This is a genomic window from Bradyrhizobium sp. LeoA1Lang (genome assembly GCF_055413685.1).
In genome coordinates, this window is sequence record NZ_JBVAPG010000157.1 from 1 (window position 1) to 18,323 (window position 18,323).

Here is an 18,323-nt window from a genome sequence, read left to right on the forward strand (position 1 = left end):
CGACGGCTGGCAGACCCTCGCCAGCAAGCCCATTGCTCAGCCGGTTGATCTTGCCGCCTGAGCAGATATCATCCGTTCACCGGAGACTCGCGACGGACAAATTCCAACCAAGTTCGCGACGGCACCTTTGAGCAACCAAAGACGCCTGTAAAGAAAGATCCGCATGTCGCACGACTTACCAGTGGTCAGTCGCGCTCATTGCTTTCATTTTACTTCATGATCTCGCGGAGAGACTTCGGCCGCGGAGGTGACCTGTAGCGGCCCTCCCACCAGGCCGCGATCACGCCCTCGAAGGGAGCTTCCCCAGAGTGCAGTTCGGCATTCCGCTATCGGTTCTGACTAGCGTTCGCCGCGCCAGGCCCAGCCACCGAAATGCCCATGCCGATCCTCGACGAGATAACGCAGCCTGATCCGGCAGGGATTCGCGAGTGGGTTTGATGTCGCGGACAATCGGCCCAATCGCAACCGCGCCGTCTCAGACGCCGTTGACGAGGGATCAGGGGCGCACCAGCCTCCGCCTTACGGATATTCGTCCCGCGTTTTTCAGGTACCCTTCATCCTTGCACAGGCTCCATATGGCCGGAATCGAGTGGGACATCCTCGCCGTTGCCAATGCAGGATTACTCGCAGGCGCAGCCCGCAATATCGGTGTGAATCATACGACGGTGCTGAGACGCGTCGGCGCTTTTGAGACCGGGCTTGGCCTGCGGTTATTCGAACGGATGCCGACCGGTGTTTTGACCTCAGGCGGCGAGGAGCTCATCGCGGCGGCTGGTCAAATCGAGGATACTGTGACGAGCCTGAGCGCAAACTGGAGGCAAGCTGGCTGGACTGGATTTCGAAAGCGTCACTGGCGGCGATTCCTCTGACGGATGATCAAGGGTGTACGCCACGAGTGTTAGGCCTTGATCAAGTTAATAGTGACTTGTTGAATTTGCCATAGATGTGAGGTATCTTGTGTTCAACTTTAGGGGGGCCCCGTGCGCGCCTCACGACAAAAACACAGAAGCTGGAGCATCAAGCTTACGCCCAAGCCCTTAGGGCTTCATGGAGGGCAAGATGACAGTTCCGAGCGCCGAACTTGGCATTTTAATTGTCGACACTCTCCCGCTGCGAAGTCTAGGCCTTACCAGCATTCTTGGCCGTTTGGATCATTCGGCCGCCCGCAGTAAGTTTCGGCTGACTGTACATACTCCGGACCAAGCAGAACGGTTGATTGATGCGGACGCGAATTGTGAAATGCTGGTTTATAATGCTGGCAGCGGTTCGATTGCAGACAGCGATAATATGCAAAGGATCAAGGTCCTCAGGGCGCTCGCTCCCGACGTGCCTCTCGTGATTTTTTCGGAAAGGGAAAGTCGCGAGGAGATCATCTCAGCGTTGAATGTTGGTGCGCAAGGAATCGTTAATGCCGGAACAGACGAGGAACTAGCGCTACAGGCCTTCTCGCTCATACTCAACGGCGGATCATATTTTCCGTCGGCGATGCGGCCAAAACGGAGTTGTGCGGCGCAGCGGCATCCGGCGGTCGATAGCAACCCCGCCCTCTCTTGCGGCATAAGAGATGGCAACGGCGGCGAAGAAGATTTGGCAGACCCAGGTCCGAGAAATCGCAACCTAACAGCGAGGCAGAACGCTGTCCTGGAACTCCTGAGCCGTGGCGAGTCGAACAAGGCCATTGCGCGCCGGCTCGGGATGAGGGAAGGCACAGTCAAAGTTCACGTGCGGCAGATCCTGCGCAAGTTCGGCCTGATGAACCGCACGCAGGTCGCGGCGGTTTGCGCGACGGGCCGATAAAGAACCCTTGAGTGAGTCCAAGCCCGTGTGAAATACGCCCGCTGGGCCGTAAATGCGACGGAGACGTACGACGATAAGGTGTTTCAGAGGGCGCCTTTGCCGGCTGCGCCTCGATCCACACGGGGCTCGCGCGTCGTTCACGATCGCGAGGACGTTCCGTCGTCATGTTGTACAACCAACTCCGGACGCATCGTTGGACAAGGATCCGCGGGGCTATCGTCCATCCAACGGCTCGGTCCAGTCCGTCGCTCGGCCGATCCTTGGCGCGTTTCATCACGGATATGGCCGGATGTAGTATTTGGTAGGGACAGCAGCGCGGTACCACCTCGATCAGGTATCTAGTCTTTGTCCATCTCCTGGAACAACTCCTGCGCCTGGGTGATCTTGTTCAGCGCCTCATAGGCCAACTGGCACAGCGCATCTATGTCTTCCCGCGAAAGCTCCTCGCGCGGCGATGATGCCAACACCCGGATCAAGGCGTAGCTCAGGGCATGCGCTTCGTCCACTAGGGCAATCGCTTGGGCAAGTAGGCGGCTCGTAGGTTCCGCCCCCTTATGGTTTCGCCCAGTCACGTTCGTCCCGAGCCATCGTCAAGTCTCACGGAAGCTTCGCCATAGCGCGTCGCGGAACGGCTTGGCGAGGTAGTCCAGCATCGTCCGCCTTTCGGTTACAACCAGCACTTCCACGGGCATGCCTGGAATGAGATCGACGCTCGGCGCCAGCGTCTTCATCAGTTCCCGGTCAACCGCGACGCGCACAAGATAATAGGGTTGATGCTTGGTTTCATCCATGAGGCGGTCAGCGGAGACCGTCCGGACGGTGCCTGGAACGTTAGGCACATTGCGGCTCGAATAGGCAGTGAACCGGACCTTGGCCTCGAGGCCGCTATGCACCGCCTTGACGTCCCTCGGCTGCAGTCGCGCCTCAATGATCATTTCATCACTTTCGGGCACGATGCTCATGATGGGCTCGCCTCGCTGAACCACTCCGCCGATCGTCCTGAACTTGATGTCGACCACGGTACCGTTCACGGGAGCGATCACCACGGTACGCTTGACTACGTCGGCACTGGCCTGCAGCTTCTCGTTCACCTCCGCGAGCTCGCCGCGAACCTTGTCCTGCTCGGCTGCGATCTGATCGGCCCGCTCGGCCTCGACCGAGAGGATTTGGATTTTGGCTTCGCCGATCTTCTCGCGGGCCCGTGCGATCTCTGCGACGTGCTCGCCGCGCCTTCCGACGATCTCGGCCTCAGCGCGCCTCAGCCGCAGCGCCTCCGGCTTGGGCATCATCCCACGTGCGACCAGATATTCCTTCGCCTTCAGCTCCTCGCCAATGAACTCGATCTGCCGGGACGCACTTTCGACTTGTGCTTCGGAGCCTTGGATCTGTTGCAGCAGCTGCTCGACGCGCTGGGCCAGGATGTCTCGTCGCGTTGCGTGCGTGGAGCGTCGAGCGTCCCAGACCTTCTGCTGTGCCACGACGATATCCCTGATCTGCTGATCCGATGAGCGCAGCTCCGGGGGCCACTGGATGTGGCTCTCTCCTGCCCTTTCGGCGTCCAGTCGCGCCTGCCTGGCGAGCAGGGAAAGCCGTTGCTGCACCAGCGCTTCGTGCGTGGCGCGCGCTTGGGTGCTCTCGAGGACGGCGAGCGTCTGGCCCATCTTGACCGCCTGCCCCTCGCGGGCGGGCAGCTCGGCGATAATGCCGCCCTCCAGATGCTGGATGGTCTTCTTGCCGCTGTCCGGGTTAATCACGCCGGGCGCGACCGCACCGCCGTCGAGATAGACCAAGCCACCCCATCCCACGAAGATAACGACGAAAATCAGGATCAGAACCTTGCCGTAGCGGGCGGGACGCCGGATGTCAGGCTTATGCGGACCGAACGTCACGCTGACCGGGGAAAGCCGCGTATACAGCGGTGCAATCCTTTCGACGTGGTAGGTCATGAGACACCCGCCATAGCCTTGGCGTTGTGGTCGCTCTCGTTTGCCGGGCTGCGACCAGACGAAAGCCGGCGGGGCCCTTCGTGATCGCCACCTTGAGGGATGAACTCGCCTGCCCGCGCCTTTAGTTCCTCGAGCACCTTATCGCGCTCGCCGAACATGACGACGTGGCCTTCCTTCAGGAAGAGGACTTTGTCCGCGACCGACAGCGTGGACGGCCGGTGTCCCACCAGGACCAGAGCGACGCGGGAACGCTTGAGGTTTTCTATCGCCTCAACGAGTGCGGTCTCTCCCGCCTGGTCGAGATTGGCGTTGGGCTCGTCGAGGACAATGAATCGCGGATCGCCAAATACGGCACGGGCCAGTCCTATTCGCTGGCGCTGACCACCGGACAGCCGCACGCCGCCATCGCCAATGTGTGTGTCATAGCCTTGCGGGAGATGCTGGATCATTTCGTGGGCATGGGCAAGCCTTGACGCTTTCAGGATCGCCTCGTCGTTCGCCACCTGCATGCGGGCAATGTTCTCGCGAACCGTGCCGGTGAACAGCTCGACATCCTGCGGCAGGAAGCCGATGTGTTGGCCGATCTGCTCACTGTCCCAGTGGTGGACCGGGGAGCCATCGAGCCGGATCTCTCCGACGTCGGGGATTGCCAGCCCGACCATCAGCCGGCACAGCGTGCTCTTGCCCGCGCCGGAGGGACCAATGATCGCCAACGCCTCGCCCGGCTCGACAGCGCATGACACCTTGCTGAGTATAAGCTGCCCGGTGTTGCGCGCGATGTAGCTTAGGTCTTCGACGACTACCTTGCCGCTGGGGGTTGGAAGCACCGTGCGGCGCCGGGGCGCCGGATTTTCTTCGATGGCTTTCTTCAGGCGGTGATAGGAAAAGCGGGCGCCCATGAAGTTGCGCCACATGGAGATGACAAGCTCCACTGGCGCGAGCGCGCGTCCGAGCAGGATGGAAGCGGCGATCATCACGCCGGCACCCAGTTTCGACTCGACCACCAGCCAGGCGCCGACGCCGAGGATGGCCACCTGAACAAATAAACGGACGAACTTGGTGGTGGCCAGCACGAAGCCGCCAACGTTGCCTGACCTGCGCAGGCTATCGACGACCGTCGAATTGATCCTGGCCCAACGCTGGGTCATCGCAGGAAGCATGTTCATGGCTTGCACGATTTCGGCGTTGCGGATGGTCGCCTCCGCCATTAGCGTCGCCTCGATCTGCTTCTTGTTCGCCGTCGCGGTCGACTTCCGGGTGGCGACCTCGTTGGCGATGCTCAACAGGAACAGCACCACCGCCGAGAAGATCGCTACGCCTCCGAGCATAGGATGGAGGATCCAGATCAGGCCGACGAAGATGGGGACCCACGGCGCGTCAAAGAAGGCCGACAACCCCTGCGTCGCGATGAAGTTCTGGATCTGGGAGATGTCGCGCAGGTGCTCGAGGCCGGAGGGATCCCCATTCAGTCGGCCGCGCACGGCGCAAGCCAGGTAAGCTGGTCCGAGCTCCTCGTTCAGCCAGCAACCGACGCGAATCGTGACGCAAGTCCGCAAGGCATCGAGCGCGGACATCATCGCAATCGCGATCATCGCCATCAGGGTGAGCATCACAAGGGTCTCGATCCGGCCGGTGGTCAACACGCGGTCGTAGACCTGAAGCATGTAAACCGGCGGCGCAAGCATCAGCACGTTGATGATGAGGCTGAAGAGCGCGCAAGTGCGGAAGGCCGAACGGCAGGCTCTGACGGCACATTGAAGGTCAGTCGGGCCGCTCGATTCGCGACCTGAGGAGCCAGTTTTGTCGGACGATCTCTGCCGCATGTTTCATCTCCGGCCGGCTTGACTAAGGAGTTACGCGAAAGCGGCAGATTGGCCGTCCCTGGGCGACCTACTTGGACAGCTTGAAGCCGTACCGGCGGCTGGCAGCTGCCATGGCCTCAGCCTCACCAGCTCCAGCCGGACCACCAGTCGCCGCTCTCGACGAACTCGAGGACCGTCCCGATCCAGCGGCGATGGCGCGTGCGCGACTATCGCGGACGATCAAATCGGCATTGCTACATAGGCTGGCTCGCGACAGCTCGATGATGATTGACTCCGAACCGTCGTCGACTTCGAAATGAACTATCCGGCCACCAACTTGATAACGCGTGCGCATTACGGAGCTCTAGTTAGCTGCATTGGAGTTGCCGAACCGTGCGCCGTTTGCATACGTCGACTGGGGTCGGCGCTGAGCGCCGGCAGCAGATCGACTGCTGCCGGCTCGCTCAAAGCGATCACCCGCCTATTAGACCACGAAGTTAAAATCCACCGGGTTGGCCTGGGACACCGACTCCGAAGCGGAACTGGAGCCCATCCCCTGGACGGCTAACGTTTGGGTCAAGGTCTCGGTGTGCGTCCAGGCGCCCATCGCATCAGCGGTCGCATTGCCAAGGGCTGAGTTGAAAAGGGCGAACGACTCGGTGAAGATCGACTTATCGATGTCGACGGTGTCGGCAATATGCACCGCTTTGGTGAAGTCAAGAAAAGAGGCTGCCATATAGCTCTCCTGTTCGTGTTGATTTCGCGTTGATCAGCCGCACACGCAATGACTGCGGCCCTCCGCAGATGCGGAGGCTACGGACCGCGATTTGCGGCATCAAAGGTTCATTCGACTGATTGGTCTTCTGGCGTAGCCTATGACCGCGGCGACATCATCTTTGGGACTGCGGGACGGCCGATGGCGGACGATGTGCAGATCGCATTGCCGCGTTTCAACGCAAGAACTCGTCTCGCGCGACTTCAGCGCTGCCGGCCGAAATACAGATTGCATGGCTGCGGCTACAGCAGTCCGTGCAGCGACGAACTCACCAGGTCATACCCGGAGAAGGCGTCGCCAGCGCCGTGAGTCGAGACGAACGTCAGGGAGACATCAACAGAGGTGGGCGTCGGGCCATACGGAAAATCAATCGACCAGTGGCTGCCCTGCGAGCTCGTCATGTATCCGCCGGTCGCGATGACGTCCGTTGTGGCGCTAGTCTCTGGTGTGCCGGGCGCGGTGTCCTGGGCCACCGCGACAGCCGCCGCGTAGCCGATCGCGGCGCCGGGCCACGCTGCCGTGCTGGCTACCGTATCGGTCATCGTCTGATCGCCCAGCGCCAGGGCCGTGCTGGAGACGTCAACGAGGAACGTATTGATGCTTCCGGCCATCGCCAATCTCCATGTGTGCCAGGAACCGATCCTCTAGGGGTGGGCGCGCGGCTAGAGCGCCACGATTCCCACCGCATTCACGAACGAGAAGTGGTTTTCGATGGTAAGTGCATTGGTAAAGGTGGCGGACAAGGTGTCGGCGCCGTGCGCCTCGGCCAGTGCGAGCACTTGCGCGAAGTTGCCATAGAACGGGTCCTGCCCGATCGGCTGACCGTGGCCGAAGGGCTGATCCCCGTCGATGACGATCGTCCCGTGCGGCGGCGACCATCCATGAATATCTATCGAGAAGTAGTCGAGTTCCGAGCGCGCCCAGGCATCGTAGGGTCCACGCTCCGATTGGCCGATTTCGTGCTCGAAGACGAAATCGGCACCCGACACATCAAGATAAGTGTCGGCGGCAGCGAGCGCGCCGCCTGGATTGCTTCCGTAGGCCGACGCCTCGAAGATCGCCTTGCCCATTGCGATCGAATAGTCGCCCCTGTCCTCGGCAAAGTTGTCGACGAAACCGGTAACGTCAGAGGCCTCGCCCGCGGCCATCGCGCCCCCGCCGATTACGGCGAGCAGGCCATCCGGGCTTTGGTGATGTTGATGCCCACCACCACGCTCGTCCCAGACATGGTGGTGATCGAACACGTCGATGCCACGATAGGTGACCGACGCTGGCATTGTGACCGCTGGCCCACGATCGTCATAGACTTCCCCTCCAAGCGGGCCGAAATCGGTATTGCCATCGTCATGATCGAAGGTCCTCTGTTGCTCGGGATGGCACTTGCGGAAAGAAGCCTTGGCGTCGGCTTGCGTGTTCATGATCCCAGTCCTGATCGAAATTGGAGGTGCCGATAGTAGAAGTGCAGACACCGCGGCGACTAGTAGCCTAATGGGCTACACGCCGTTCCGCGCCGACAGCCAAGTGTGTTCAAGTGGATGAAGGGTGATACATCAAAAGAATTAAGCGGCGAAGGCCCATAAACCGGGAGACCGACGAGGTGAAACAGCATCGCCTTTCGCATACCGTAATGCGCGACAGTGCGGCGGCGGTGGGTTGGCGCCAAAGTCAGGAGGGTTCAGGTCTTGCTTTCTTCGATCCTGTCGAGATGCTTCTGGAGCTCGTCGGTGGCGTCGTGGATGCTCTCGCCATTTCGTCGCGACTACTGCGGCATGTCCGTTTGGGGTCAACAGGCGCCCTTTCGCTCCCGGTACGATGATTTCGGGTCAGGCCCAGCGAGCGGACATATTCGGAGTCGGCCGGAAGGTCTCAGACGGGGCCATCAGCCGACATGATTGCTTCTGAATCTAGAAGCCCGGGCCTCGGAGCAGCACCGGTCGAGGTCTTGAGATCAATCCGGCCGCCGGGGGCCGAGCAACCACCCGATCTCTGAGCGGAACGCAACCCTCTCTCCGGCGTCGGAGACTGGACTCCCAAGAGTGCCGACACGGGCAGTCGCAAACTGTCATCTCAAGCGTTCGGCCGCCGCCAGCGTTGGCGCTGGATAGCGGGCATAGAGGGTGTCGACGCGGTCCCGCCACATCGCCACGAACGCGCCCGAGGTGAGGCGATCGACCGACTTCCATTCGCGTTTGACCGCCGGCAGCGTGTTGCCCCAGATGGCGCGCTTGCACCATCGCTCGCCCTTCGCCAAGCCCTCCTGGGTTGCGCACATCGACTTCCAGGCAATCCGCTGCGGATGGCTGACGTGTTCGGCGGCTCCTTCCCCGCCCTGCTGGTGGATCAGGTAGAGATCGGAAAACGTCGGCTGCTTGTGAGTTATTACTTCGAATAGAACAGCCTCGGTGACGAACTTGTAGGCGGCAGCCATCGCGTTGTCGCGAGGATTGAGGATGTCGCCCGATCCGTATTTGCCGAACTCAGACTTGCTTAGCTGGAACAGACCGACATAGGAGCCGGTGCGTTCCCTGGGATTGAAATCGGATTCGATTTTGGCGACCGCCTTCATGAAATTGGCATCGACACCGAACGCCTTGGCCGCGCGTTCGATCTCCTGGACGGGCGTTCCGAGCGGGACGCCGCTCAACGCCGACAAGGCGATCTTCGCGGGTTTCTCCGGCGGCGGGATTTCCGAGTAGACATAATACTTCAGATAAGACAGCTCGCCTTCGTCCGGATTGGGCGAAGCAGGCGGACGGCCCTGTCGTAGCGTTCCCTCGTTCTCGGGCGGCGCAGCCTCAAGGCTGGCACTGGCCTGCAACATTCGTCCTTGCCGCAGCGAACTGGTCGCATCGGACGGCATCACCGCGTCCGGCGCCGCGGCGCTGGATCCCTCCGCAACAATCGCATTAGCCGATGATCTTGTATCGAATTTCGCATCGAGGACGGGGGCCGGCAACGCTGCGAGGGCGTTTGTCAGGACCGTCGTCACATTCAGCGGGATGGCGCTGAATGCATCAGCAACTCTCGCATTCGGCGTTGCGACGCTCGGGCGCGATACCGCGATCTGATAAATCGCGGCAAGCGAAATCGCGGTCAGTGCGCCGGCAACACAGCTTGCTTGCCAAATCTTCAATGTCGCCAGCCGCGCCGCCGCGGTTTCCCCATTCAATTCCGACTGCAGATCCCCGACTTGGCGCGCACATTAAGGGGGCAAAGGGAAGACAATAGGGCGCACCTGTGGCGCAGGTGCGGCCTGTCTCGGCCGCGTCGCCAAGATCGCCTAGATTGGAAGTTGCGGTCTTGATGCGCCTCCCGCCGAGGGACAGGACAGATGCCATGTCGAAACCATCGCCAAGCAAGGCATCTTCGCGCGTTAGCGCATCGAGACCGGTGCCGCGCGCACGTCGCTTCCAAGCTCCTCGAGTCCGCGACGTGGCAAGACCTCGGAGTTGCTCGGGCGGTTCGCTGGGATGGACAATCGCAATCCGCTTTATGGCCGCTAGCGTCGGTCTCAGCGCAAGCCGGTCGAGCCAAGCTCAGGGCTGCCGTGACCGCTATGCCCGCAATAAACGTCTGCCGTCGCGTGTGCCCCTCTCGCCCCAGCGTTGCAGTCTGCCACAGCGCTTGCCGCGCCTTGCATAACAGTAAACCAGGGCGCCAACGTCTCAGCTGGGTCAAAATGCGAAGAACTCAAGGTGAGCAAATCTAGTCGGCTCCACCCCGCTGAGCGGACCTCGACGACATGTGCCGCCACTTCGCTGATGGGCCAGAATCGGGACTCTCACCGTTCTGGCCCAACATGGAGGCACGCGATTCTGAGGCATCGCCGCGAGCCGGACGATTATTGGTCGGCTACTTAGCAAGCAGGTGCTGTGTAAACCATTCGGTCGCTGGTCCGGCGGAGGCTTCGAAATCCTTCACGTAGGCGTCAAAATGGCCGCCGGTCAGCGTCACGAGACGCTTAGGCTCAAGCGCCCGCTCATAGGCCCCCAGGGCCAGGTCTGCGACCGTAAGGACATCACCAAGCGCAACCACCATCATCAGTGGCGTAGGGCTAATAAAGGCGGCATAACTTCCGGGCTCGTATTCGGTGAACATCTCGATAGAGCGGAGGGTAACCTCATTCTTCCAGGAGGGCGCACGGCTGCGAGCAGTCTCGGTGAACCATTTCCAACTGTCCGGTGTAGGGAGGGCGGATGGCGCCGCCGGATCTTCGGCCACCACTGGAATCATAGCCGGCGGCTTCCCGGCCATGCGAGCACGACGATCGTCGACAAACATCTGTTGCACCCCGGCAAGGTAGTCGGCTCGAATTAGGCGACGTGCATTGTCGTGACCGCTGGCGAGCGGGACTTGCGCCACTACACATTTTACCCGTCGATCGATTGCCCCGACCACCATCACATGACCACCGCTGTAACTTGAGCCCCAAATACCGATGCGCGCGGGGTCCGTCTCAGGCAGTGCTTCGGCAAACGTGATGGCGTCTCGATAGTCGCTAACCTGTAGCCAGGGGTCGATTTCCTGTCGGGGCTCGCCGTCGCTGGCGCCGAAATTGCGGTTGTCGAACACCAAAACGCCAAGCCCGGCCGCTGCAAAGGCGTCCGCAAAGCGATCAAGATACATTTCCTTCACGGCGGAGAAGCCGTGAGCCATAACAATGGTAGGCACCTTGCCGGTTCGGTTCTCTGGCAGATAGTGCCAGCCTCGCAACTTGATGCCGTCCTCGGTCTTGAATTCGATGTCCTTGCGCATGGCCACATTTCCTCCCACTACGGTTACGATGCGACCGTGGCGTCCATGTCGAGGCGCCGCGAGCCGCCATTCGATGGCGGCGTTGCCAACGACCGCAATGAAATTGCGCCGCCTCACAGGTCTTCCCTTAGGCGAGGAGGCACTCTAACACATCACCGAATGGGAATGTCTTGTGCGTCACAGCAAAGTTGCCCGGCCATGTCCGGGTTGGGTCAAGAACGGCAATGCATTGCTTAAGCAGACGAGTTCTGCTTCGCCCTCAAAAACCGATACTTGGCACTTTATGGCTGAGATCTTCTCGGGTATCCCCAATGAAGGCGTGGTAGAAGGCGAGCCGCCTGTCCCGGGGCTACCCGCTGGCTTCGACGCGGCGGCACAGTTTGGGCACAAGCTGCTGCAGGCGCCTCCCTCGGCCGTGAACTTGCTCGACACAGGCCAGGACTTGCTACTTCGACGTCGCACGCGCCAGAAAGTCTGTGAGCGCGCGGCGATCCTCGGCTGAGCCAATATGCTGCTCCGGCATCTTCGTGCCGGGCGTATAGGCATTCGGTCCGATCTCGAACAGTTTTGAGACGGTCTCCGGCGTCCAGACGATGTCCATCGTCTTGAGCGCCTCGGAAAAGCGATAGCCCGGCAGCGAGGCGATCTTTCGGCCGTAAATCCCGGCAAGCGTTGGACCGGCACGCTGGACTTCGGTTTCCGACAGCGTGTGGCAGGCGACGCAGGCCCTGAAGATTTCGGCGCCGTGATGGCCGGCATAGGCGGCGAGCGGATCGGTCGATGTGCCAAACACGTTCGAGCCGACGGCATCGCCGGTCAGTGCATTCCAGCGCCTGATCTTGCCGTCAGCGCCACCGGTCAGGAGCGTCGCGCCATCGGACAGGAACGCGACCGACCAGACCGCCAGATTAGGACCGACGAGCTTGCGCAGCGTGCTGCGCGCCTTGCGATCGACGATCGACACGGTGCCACGAACGCCGGCCGCGGCAATCAAGGTGCCGTCACCCGAGATCGCCAAGGCCACGATCGGCGTGCCGCTGGCCGCGACGTCGCCGCTCTCCTTCCCGTCGGAGGTCATCATGCGGAGCCTACCGTCCGCCGCGCCTGTGACGATTTCGCCATCTGGCGCGATCGCAACTGCGTTCAATGGTGCCGGCGACGTGGCAATCTCGGACGTACCATCCGCCAGGCGCCAGATCCGTGCCGTCATGTCGTAGCCCACGCTCACGACCGACCGTCCGTTAGGTGTGAAGGCAACGCCGTTGACGTTCTGCGAATGCCCCTCGAGCACGCGCGACGTGCCATCCGACAGTGACCAAAGCCGCACCGTACCGTCCCAGGAGGCGGATGCGATTGTCGACACATCCGGCGAGACGGCAATGGCAACGATTGGCCCCGTATGGCCTTCAAAGACTCTGTCAGGGTCCTGCCGGTCTGCCGTCCAGATCGCGATGCGTCCATCCGCGCCCGCCGTTGCCACTCTCCTGTCCTTGAGAAACGCAACGGCGTTCACCGCGTCCGAATGAAACCGAAGCACTTGCTCCGCGGCTTCGGTCGTGAGCGACCAGCGGATCGCGGCAGTGTCAAAGCTTCCCGACAGGACCGTCGCACCATCGCCTGAAACAGCAATCGCTCGTACAGGTCCGCCGTGTCCCATCAATTCGGCGTATGCAATTCTCGGAATCAGAAGCACCGAAGTGGTGAGAACCGCGGCAATCAGACGCAAGGTCACACTCATTCAGTCTTCCCACGCGATCTCGATGGACCCCGTGCCCATTCTGCCCGTTTTCTCAAGCGAGACGAAGGCCCTTCCGCGTTCTCAGTAGCTATTTTTCCAGGGCTACGATGGTCTTCTTTGAGAGAGATTGGCGCTTGCCTCACGAACTCGGTGAGGCTTCTGCATTCCCTTTTTGACCGGCGCAGCTCCTTTTCCTCGAGCAGCCTCGGGCTGGATGCGGCGTGCATCTCCTTGGCGATGTAGAACGGGCGGCCCCAGTGATGCCGGCGCAAGAACATTAGCAGGATGAAGTCGTCCGGGTCCTTCATCATGACGTTGTCGATCTCGGTGAAGTAGATTTTCACGGCGATCCTTCCATTGCACGTGAAATCATTGATCGGATTAAGGCTCTTCGACTTTGTACCTACATAATGGAGTGGGTTCCTTCCCCCCTTTCTCCTCCGGGGGGTTATCCTATCCGGGCTGTGTTTGGCCCTGTTGATAGTTCTGCCCACGCTCGGCTCATTGCCGCTGCTGCGGTCCCCGCGTGGCGCTGCGGCACTACCAAGCTGTCATGAACCGGCAGCGCTGGTGTCCCGTCGGCGTTGAGAACCTTCAGCGCGCGCATCATGATGTCGGAGTCTCGGCGCATTAGGCGAATGCCTGCGTCGGAGCCGAAGGCGCCGGCAATAGGGTTGTGCTTGGCGCGGACAGCAAGAATGACCTCGGCGGCCTTCGTCCTGTCGTTCGGCGCTGAGAAGCCCGCGGCCTGGCTGAGCGCACCGATTGCGCCCTGCGTCGTCGCGGCATTGAGCGCGATATTCACGGCGAGTTTGACGTCGACGCGTTGCCATCCTGGGATTGCATATGGATCGCCCGCCGGCATCGGCGTGTTGGCCTCGTTATAGAGCATGGATAAGTGCATCGCGCGAAAGTCGAGTTCGGCCGTCGTCATCCCGTTGATTGTGATGCGCTTGCGCCACTCCTTCGGAATGTTTTGGTGCCAGCCGTAGGCCCTTCCGCCGAGCTTGAACGAGCTGCGGGCGAAGATCCGCCGCACTGGATTGCCTGGCACCGGCCGGATGAAGCTTTGGGCCCCGTTGGCACTGGTGAAGACCATGTATCGGCCTCGCCAGGCCACGCCGTCGAGCTCGATTTTGATCGACGAGAGCATGTCATTGACCTCGCGCAGTTCTCCCCGCAGACGCGCGGTCATGGCGGTGTCTTGGTAGCCGGTGCTGTCGCCGTTGGCGTCGCGCAGCACTATTGGGTCACCGGGGCTATAGTGCAGCGCTTGCGGTCGACTTCGCCAAACGCCCATCAGCTCCTCCGTGGCCTCTAGCCAAGATTGCCAGCCGCGATTTCCGGGAGGAACGCGGTAGTCTCGAATTAGCCCAAGCCTTGTCGCTTCGGCTGCGCTGCGCAAAACGCGGCGATAGCTCCAACCCGTGCCGTGATATCGGCCGATGCCGGCATAGAAGTCTTTGGATCGAGAAAACGAGACCGCGCAGCCGTCCTCAGCAGCCAAGCATGCCTCGGTGAGCAGCGACTCGAGCGCGCGATCGGCCGGGTCTAACCCAAGCGCCTCGGATAATCCGCTCGAACGCCAGTGGAATCCTGGCGGCCGGTCACGCTCGGTCTGGCTGTCCCAATAATACGCCATCGCTGGCCCTCAGATTGAGGGGGCAGCTCACAGCGCGCTTGCTTTGTTTGCACACAAATGGCATGATCGAGTCCTTCCAAAGATTTCGACGCCCAAGTTCCAACGCCTTCCGTTTGCCGCGGGAGGCGTTGCTCGTAGTGCTGCTCGAGTATGAGCGGCGGTGAATTCGGGAAAAAGGCGCCACCCCAACTCCTCTCGATGAGCAGGATCTCGGGAATGAGCGGGGATGTCATCCATTCGCGCTCTCACGGCTGGCGATGAAACATCCGACTGCGTCAGAGCTGGCCGCCGCGCGCCACTCGGTATCCTCGAAGTAGCCGCCCGCCTCGATCTCGTTACGCTCGGCGTCGAGCCAGTGGCGCCTATTGAGCTTGCGGTCTTGTTCGAAGGGGCAGTTTCCGAAGGCGGCTCCGACGGTGACCAGTCGGAACTGGACGGGGGGCAGCGCTGAACCCGCCGCGATACGGCAGGGTCGGTCGCTTTCGACGCGTTCGCGCCCCTCTGTATTTTCAGTGATTCCGGAAGCAGAACGGGGTTGAGCGCTACCCCTTGCCCACTTGCGCAGTTTTTGGCCCTGCAAAGCTTCCCAGAACGCCGTGACGCTTGAGTGACTGGAACTCGGTCCTGCATACAGGGTGGGAGCAGACAACCTGGTTTCCCGCGTTGCGCTTCATGGTGCCTTCGCAGACCAGACACTTGGCCGCGAAAAACATCCGATAGCAGCCTCGACAGCAGAACGACGAGCGCGGATTCTCGGTCGGCTCCGCAAGCTTGGCGCGGCAACGGCGGCAGTATGTCCAGACCTCGGTTACCGGCATGCCGCACCCGTCGTCTGTTCGGACAAGGCGAAAAAGCCGTTTGCACGCAATGAAGGATTTTGAGGCGATTTGTCCGAACGGGCATTGAAAGTGTTCAGCCGCCCAAAGCCTTCCAAGCTGAATACGAGGGTTCGATTCCCTTCACCCGCTCCATCGCTCAGCACCAAAAAGCACGACGAAACAACGTGTTGCATGCACGTTCGCGTGCAGTCAAATCTGCACGAAAGGCTTGGCTGGTGAGCCTCCGGCAAAACGATCAGAAGCCGACATCCTCACTCATATAGAAGGTGTTGAGGATGGATATCCGAGGCCGATCGGTCTTGATGGGCGGGCGGCCGTGCCAGCTCATCTTTGTCAGGGAGTGATAAGCTTTCAGGACCACGAACGCGTAGCCGAGGTTGGGCAGGAAGGGGATGGTTTTCACAGGCTCGAGGCAATAGGAGCCGACGTGAAACAGGCCTCTGAGGGAAGCCCGATAGAGCGTCGTGCCGAGCGCTTCCTGGCTGCCGTCGGCGGGACAATAGAGCTGCATCGTCACAACCTTCTTGCGTGTGTCCGGATGCGGCTTGATCTGGTAGCCGTCACTGTCCCAGTAGACCACCGGCTTCGCGACCAACTTCAGATCGTCGGGGCGAGGCAGCTTGTCGCCGCGAGCACGAATCTCGAGCCCGTCATGCAGTCTGCTCCGGACCGCGCGCTCGACCTCCGTCGAGGTCAGCATGGTCGACACCGCAGCCCATGCGGGTCGCAGTGACGGATCGATCTTCTCAACGTTCTCGCCATAGAGGCGCAGCGCCAGACGGGTGCCTGTGCCGGTGATCGGATCATATCCTTCGGTGGGAACGCTCCGTACCAGATCCCGGTAAAAATCTGCGGGGAAGAAATCGCGGAAGACAATATGTGGGAAGGGCAAAGAGAAATGATCAGCAGTCTCGATGCTGGCAACCGCATGCGCGGTGAGCTCGTCGACCAGATCAGAAGGAGCAGTCTCCGCAAGTGCCACCATAAGGACACCTCAGAACACGCTTACACTTTAGCTTGCCTGTTGAATTCCCGCCTTGCGGCCAAAACAAGGCGCGAGCGGCCATCGTGCACAAAAATGAAGGACGCGGCGGCTCAGAAAGGGTAACCCGGCCACGACGATTTGTCGGATTCGGCCGACCCGAGACGTCCTTCGCCTCGCCACCCAGCAACGAGAGGTACCGATGCTCTATGCCATCCTCGCCTATCACGTCGAAACGGAGGTCATGTCCTGGACGCCGGAGGAAGATGCCGCGCTGATGGTCGACCTGCACAAGGTCCATGACCGCTTGACCAAGGAGGGCCGCCTCGGGCCGGCGGCGCGGCTCGGCGAGACCGGGAAAGCCCGCACCCTGCGCGGTCCGGGCGCCGGCGTCGTGATCGACGGCCCCTTTGCCGAGACCAAGGAGCAACTGCTGGGCTTTTACGTCGTCGACTGCGCCAGCGAGGACGCTGCGATCGAAGCCGCCCGCGACCTGCGTCGGTTCAATCCAACGGCGGTGTACGAGATCCGACCGATCACGCTCTATCTTCCGGGCACAGCCTTTCCACTGACGGAGGCCGCAAGCGACAGCGAATAGATCAGTCGGACAAGCACCCGCCTCATAACGCGCCCGCCAATCGGACTGTTGAGCGCAACATAAACTCTCTTAGTCGCAGACCCCTCGCGCTCGCCGGACTGTATCGGACGGATACAGGCCAAATGCGGAGCGGTACAACGCCGCAAAACGGCCCATGTGAGTAAAACCCCACTTCAGTGCAACTTCGCTTACCGGAAGCAGGTTCTCTGGTCGCGATAGCTCATCGTGGATCGCTTCAAGTCGAATTCTTCGCAAATAGGCGACAGGCGTCGTGCCATGGATTCTACGAAATCCCAATTGTAGCAATCGGCTGCTAACACCAACCGTCCCAGCAATATCGGCTATCGTAAGCGGCAGATGAAGATTGGCCCGCATATACTCGATGGCCCGCCGAATGTAACGAGGAGGCGCATCCAGTGGGTAGCGGTTCAACCGGTCGATCAGCCGATGGGGGACATTTTCAAGGATGAGCTGTATCGCAGCTTCCGATAGCAGAGCGCTGGCTTTCGGAGAGCGTGCCAGGATCCCGTCATACAAGCCGGTCGTGCTGGCACGAACAAGCTGAAAAAGGGTCTGCCCGGCGCCCGTAGACAAATCGACTGTTGGTGTCAAATTGAGATCTTCCAGTGCTGTGCTCCCGAACGTCGCGGACAGCACCTTTGTAACCATACTCGTATGCAACGTTAGCGTTACACTTGAGTATCTTCCGTCCACCGCTTCGACCCTCTGCTCTTGCAACGTTGGAAGTGACACGATGGCCATTTCAGATGGTGTTCGTTGCACGTTCCTTCCTGCAATGAGCATTTCGGCCTTGCCGGCATTCAGCAAGCTTATTGCAAGCTCTCCCGATGAATTCTCGTATGAATAGCGCCAATCCCAACCAGCAGAAAGTTCCGCCCTTACGACGTCAATTCCTGCTCCAACTGCAACATCCGCATGCCAACGAAATGATTTGTTAGGCCTCGGCGAGGAGCGGGCATTGATCCCGTGAGGTTGGAGTATTTCAAGCAACTCCTGAAACGAAGATCCTGATCGCGTGGGAGGTGCAGCGAGTGTATCTTCGATCATGCAAATCCTGACCATTGGACTTTTGCTGGACGCGAACCGATCTCACCCATCAGACCGAGTATCCATCGTTCAGGGCGTCCGCCAGAGGCACAGACCCGCGTCACCACGCTAGAACAGCTTTGGTCAATTCAGGTCGAGCTCTCCTTCTATCAATTCTTTCTCTCAATATCCAATTGTCGAACGAAACATCCAGATCGCGAAACCGAGCAGCGAAAGCTAAGATTTGATTTAATTCGCGGGCCTCTATTCCGAAAGTAACCGGCATGAGGCCCCCACCTAGCCATCCTTCGGCTTGCGCGCGATACAGCCTGGCATGAGCGGATCGGTGGAGGTGTAACGATGGCAAATGCCATGCTTGATGCCAGGCAGGAAGGTGACTCC

17 protein-coding genes are annotated in these 18,323 nt (G+C 60.5%); 4 read left to right on the top strand and 13 right to left on the bottom strand.

Annotation, left to right across the window (positions count from 1 at the left end; translation table 11 throughout):
• The first annotated feature begins 575 nt into the window (after nucleotides 1-575).
• Nucleotides 576-869: a LysR family transcriptional regulator gene (locus tag ACZYOF_RS34840; protein ID WP_130576919.1), complete on the top strand. Its 294-nt coding sequence runs from the start codon at nucleotides 576-578 to the stop codon at nucleotides 867-869.
• Between the two features lie 190 nt (nucleotides 870-1,059).
• Nucleotides 1,060-1,797, top strand: coding sequence for a response regulator transcription factor (locus tag ACZYOF_RS34845; RefSeq protein ID WP_463700718.1), 738 nt, complete (start codon nucleotides 1,060-1,062; stop codon nucleotides 1,795-1,797).
• A gap of 338 nt (nucleotides 1,798-2,135) precedes the next feature.
• Here ACZYOF_RS34845 and ACZYOF_RS34850 read toward each other — a convergent pair whose 3' ends face one another.
• The 11 genes from ACZYOF_RS34850 to ACZYOF_RS34900 form a co-directional block, all read right to left on the bottom strand.
• Nucleotides 2,136-2,303 carry a hypothetical protein gene (locus ACZYOF_RS34850; protein WP_165420947.1) on the bottom strand — a complete coding sequence of 56 codons (168 nt, stop codon included), beginning with the start codon at nucleotides 2,301-2,303 and terminating at the stop codon, nucleotides 2,136-2,138.
• A gap of 84 nt (nucleotides 2,304-2,387) precedes the next feature.
• Nucleotides 2,388-3,686 (bottom strand): HlyD family type I secretion periplasmic adaptor subunit, encoded by a 1,299-nt coding sequence (locus tag ACZYOF_RS34855; protein WP_245475642.1) that lies wholly within the window; start codon nucleotides 3,684-3,686, stop codon nucleotides 2,388-2,390.
• A 53-nt stretch (nucleotides 3,687-3,739) separates the two neighbouring features.
• Entirely contained in the window at nucleotides 3,740-5,566 is a 1,827-nt protein-coding gene (locus tag ACZYOF_RS34860; protein ID WP_463718595.1) for a type I secretion system permease/ATPase, read from the bottom strand.
• A gap of 463 nt (nucleotides 5,567-6,029) precedes the next feature.
• Nucleotides 6,030-6,281 (bottom strand): hypothetical protein, encoded by a 252-nt coding sequence (locus tag ACZYOF_RS34865; RefSeq protein WP_282532201.1) that lies wholly within the window; start codon nucleotides 6,279-6,281, stop codon nucleotides 6,030-6,032.
• Nucleotides 6,282-6,562: 281 nt separating this feature from the next.
• A complete protein-coding gene (locus tag ACZYOF_RS34870; protein ID WP_130576914.1) occupies nucleotides 6,563-6,931 on the bottom strand; it encodes a hypothetical protein in 369 nt (122 codons plus the stop codon).
• Nucleotides 6,932-6,982: 51 nt separating this feature from the next.
• On the bottom strand, nucleotides 6,983-7,738 hold the full coding sequence (locus ACZYOF_RS34875) for a hypothetical protein (protein ID WP_463718596.1): 756 nt from the start codon (nucleotides 7,736-7,738) through the stop codon (nucleotides 6,983-6,985).
• A 644-nt stretch (nucleotides 7,739-8,382) separates the two neighbouring features.
• Nucleotides 8,383-9,489 carry a transglycosylase SLT domain-containing protein gene (locus ACZYOF_RS34880; RefSeq protein WP_463718597.1) on the bottom strand — a complete coding sequence of 369 codons (1,107 nt, stop codon included), beginning with the start codon at nucleotides 9,487-9,489 and terminating at the stop codon, nucleotides 8,383-8,385.
• Between the two features lie 683 nt (nucleotides 9,490-10,172).
• Nucleotides 10,173-11,075: an alpha/beta hydrolase gene (locus ACZYOF_RS34885; RefSeq protein ID WP_282530797.1), complete on the bottom strand. Its 903-nt coding sequence runs from the start codon at nucleotides 11,073-11,075 to the stop codon at nucleotides 10,173-10,175.
• A gap of 445 nt (nucleotides 11,076-11,520) precedes the next feature.
• Complete coding sequence (locus ACZYOF_RS34890; RefSeq protein ID WP_463718598.1) at nucleotides 11,521-12,813, bottom strand: c-type cytochrome; 1,293 nt, start codon at nucleotides 12,811-12,813, stop codon at nucleotides 11,521-11,523.
• Nucleotides 12,810-13,157: a hypothetical protein gene (locus ACZYOF_RS34895; protein ID WP_282530799.1), complete on the bottom strand. Its 348-nt coding sequence runs from the start codon at nucleotides 13,155-13,157 to the stop codon at nucleotides 12,810-12,812. The genes ACZYOF_RS34890 and ACZYOF_RS34895 overlap by 4 nt, the downstream gene beginning before the upstream one ends.
• A gap of 104 nt (nucleotides 13,158-13,261) precedes the next feature.
• Nucleotides 13,262-14,455, bottom strand: coding sequence for a hypothetical protein (locus tag ACZYOF_RS34900; protein ID WP_463718599.1), 1,194 nt, complete (start codon nucleotides 14,453-14,455; stop codon nucleotides 13,262-13,264).
• Nucleotides 14,456-14,681: 226 nt separating this feature from the next.
• On the opposite strand from ACZYOF_RS34900, the gene ACZYOF_RS34905 reads away from it, so the two are divergent.
• Nucleotides 14,682-14,906 carry a hypothetical protein gene (locus ACZYOF_RS34905; RefSeq protein ID WP_130576908.1) on the top strand — a complete coding sequence of 75 codons (225 nt, stop codon included), beginning with the start codon at nucleotides 14,682-14,684 and terminating at the stop codon, nucleotides 14,904-14,906.
• Nucleotides 14,907-15,529: 623 nt separating this feature from the next.
• Here the strand turns inward: ACZYOF_RS34905 and ACZYOF_RS34910 are convergent.
• The gene (locus tag ACZYOF_RS34910) at nucleotides 15,530-16,279 is read right to left on the bottom strand and encodes a hypothetical protein (protein ID WP_463718600.1); all 750 of its coding nucleotides are present in this window, start codon (nucleotides 16,277-16,279) and stop codon (nucleotides 15,530-15,532) included.
• 199 nt (nucleotides 16,280-16,478) lie between these two features.
• Here ACZYOF_RS34910 and ACZYOF_RS34915 point away from each other — a divergent pair, with 199 nt between their 5' ends.
• Complete coding sequence (locus tag ACZYOF_RS34915; protein WP_282530803.1) at nucleotides 16,479-16,874, top strand: YciI family protein; 396 nt, start codon at nucleotides 16,479-16,481, stop codon at nucleotides 16,872-16,874.
• Nucleotides 16,875-16,943: 69 nt separating this feature from the next.
• Here the strand turns inward: ACZYOF_RS34915 and ACZYOF_RS34920 are convergent, their stop codons facing one another.
• Complete coding sequence (locus ACZYOF_RS34920; RefSeq protein WP_245475637.1) at nucleotides 16,944-17,942, bottom strand: helix-turn-helix transcriptional regulator; 999 nt, start codon at nucleotides 17,940-17,942, stop codon at nucleotides 16,944-16,946.
• Nucleotides 17,943-18,323 lie beyond the last annotated feature (381 nt).

Coding starts and splice junctions, on each gene's coding strand:
- ACZYOF_RS34840 (WP_130576919.1), top strand. CDS start 576: ATGGCCGGAATCGAGTGGGACATCCTCGCCGTTGCCAATGCAGGATTA.
- ACZYOF_RS34845 (WP_463700718.1), top strand. CDS start 1,060: ATGACAGTTCCGAGCGCCGAACTTGGCATTTTAATTGTCGACACTCTC.
- ACZYOF_RS34860 (WP_463718595.1), bottom strand. CDS start 5,566: ATGCGGCAGAGATCGTCCGACAAAACTGGCTCCTCAGGTCGCGAATCG.
- ACZYOF_RS34865 (WP_282532201.1), bottom strand. CDS start 6,281: ATGGCAGCCTCTTTTCTTGACTTCACCAAAGCGGTGCATATTGCCGAC.
- ACZYOF_RS34870 (WP_130576914.1), bottom strand. CDS start 6,931: ATGGCCGGAAGCATCAATACGTTCCTCGTTGACGTCTCCAGCACGGCC.
- ACZYOF_RS34875 (WP_463718596.1), bottom strand. CDS start 7,738: ATGAACACGCAAGCCGACGCCAAGGCTTCTTTCCGCAAGTGCCATCCC.
- ACZYOF_RS34885 (WP_282530797.1), bottom strand. CDS start 11,075: ATGCGCAAGGACATCGAATTCAAGACCGAGGACGGCATCAAGTTGCGA.
- ACZYOF_RS34890 (WP_463718598.1), bottom strand. CDS start 12,813: ATGAGTGTGACCTTGCGTCTGATTGCCGCGGTTCTCACCACTTCGGTG.
- ACZYOF_RS34900 (WP_463718599.1), bottom strand. CDS start 14,455: ATGGCGTATTATTGGGACAGCCAGACCGAGCGTGACCGGCCGCCAGGA.
- ACZYOF_RS34905 (WP_130576908.1), top strand. CDS start 14,682: ATGTCATCCATTCGCGCTCTCACGGCTGGCGATGAAACATCCGACTGC.
- ACZYOF_RS34910 (WP_463718600.1), bottom strand. CDS start 16,279: ATGGTGGCACTTGCGGAGACTGCTCCTTCTGATCTGGTCGACGAGCTC.
- ACZYOF_RS34915 (WP_282530803.1), top strand. CDS start 16,479: ATGCTCTATGCCATCCTCGCCTATCACGTCGAAACGGAGGTCATGTCC.
- ACZYOF_RS34920 (WP_245475637.1), bottom strand. CDS start 17,942: ATGATCGAAGATACACTCGCTGCACCTCCCACGCGATCAGGATCTTCG.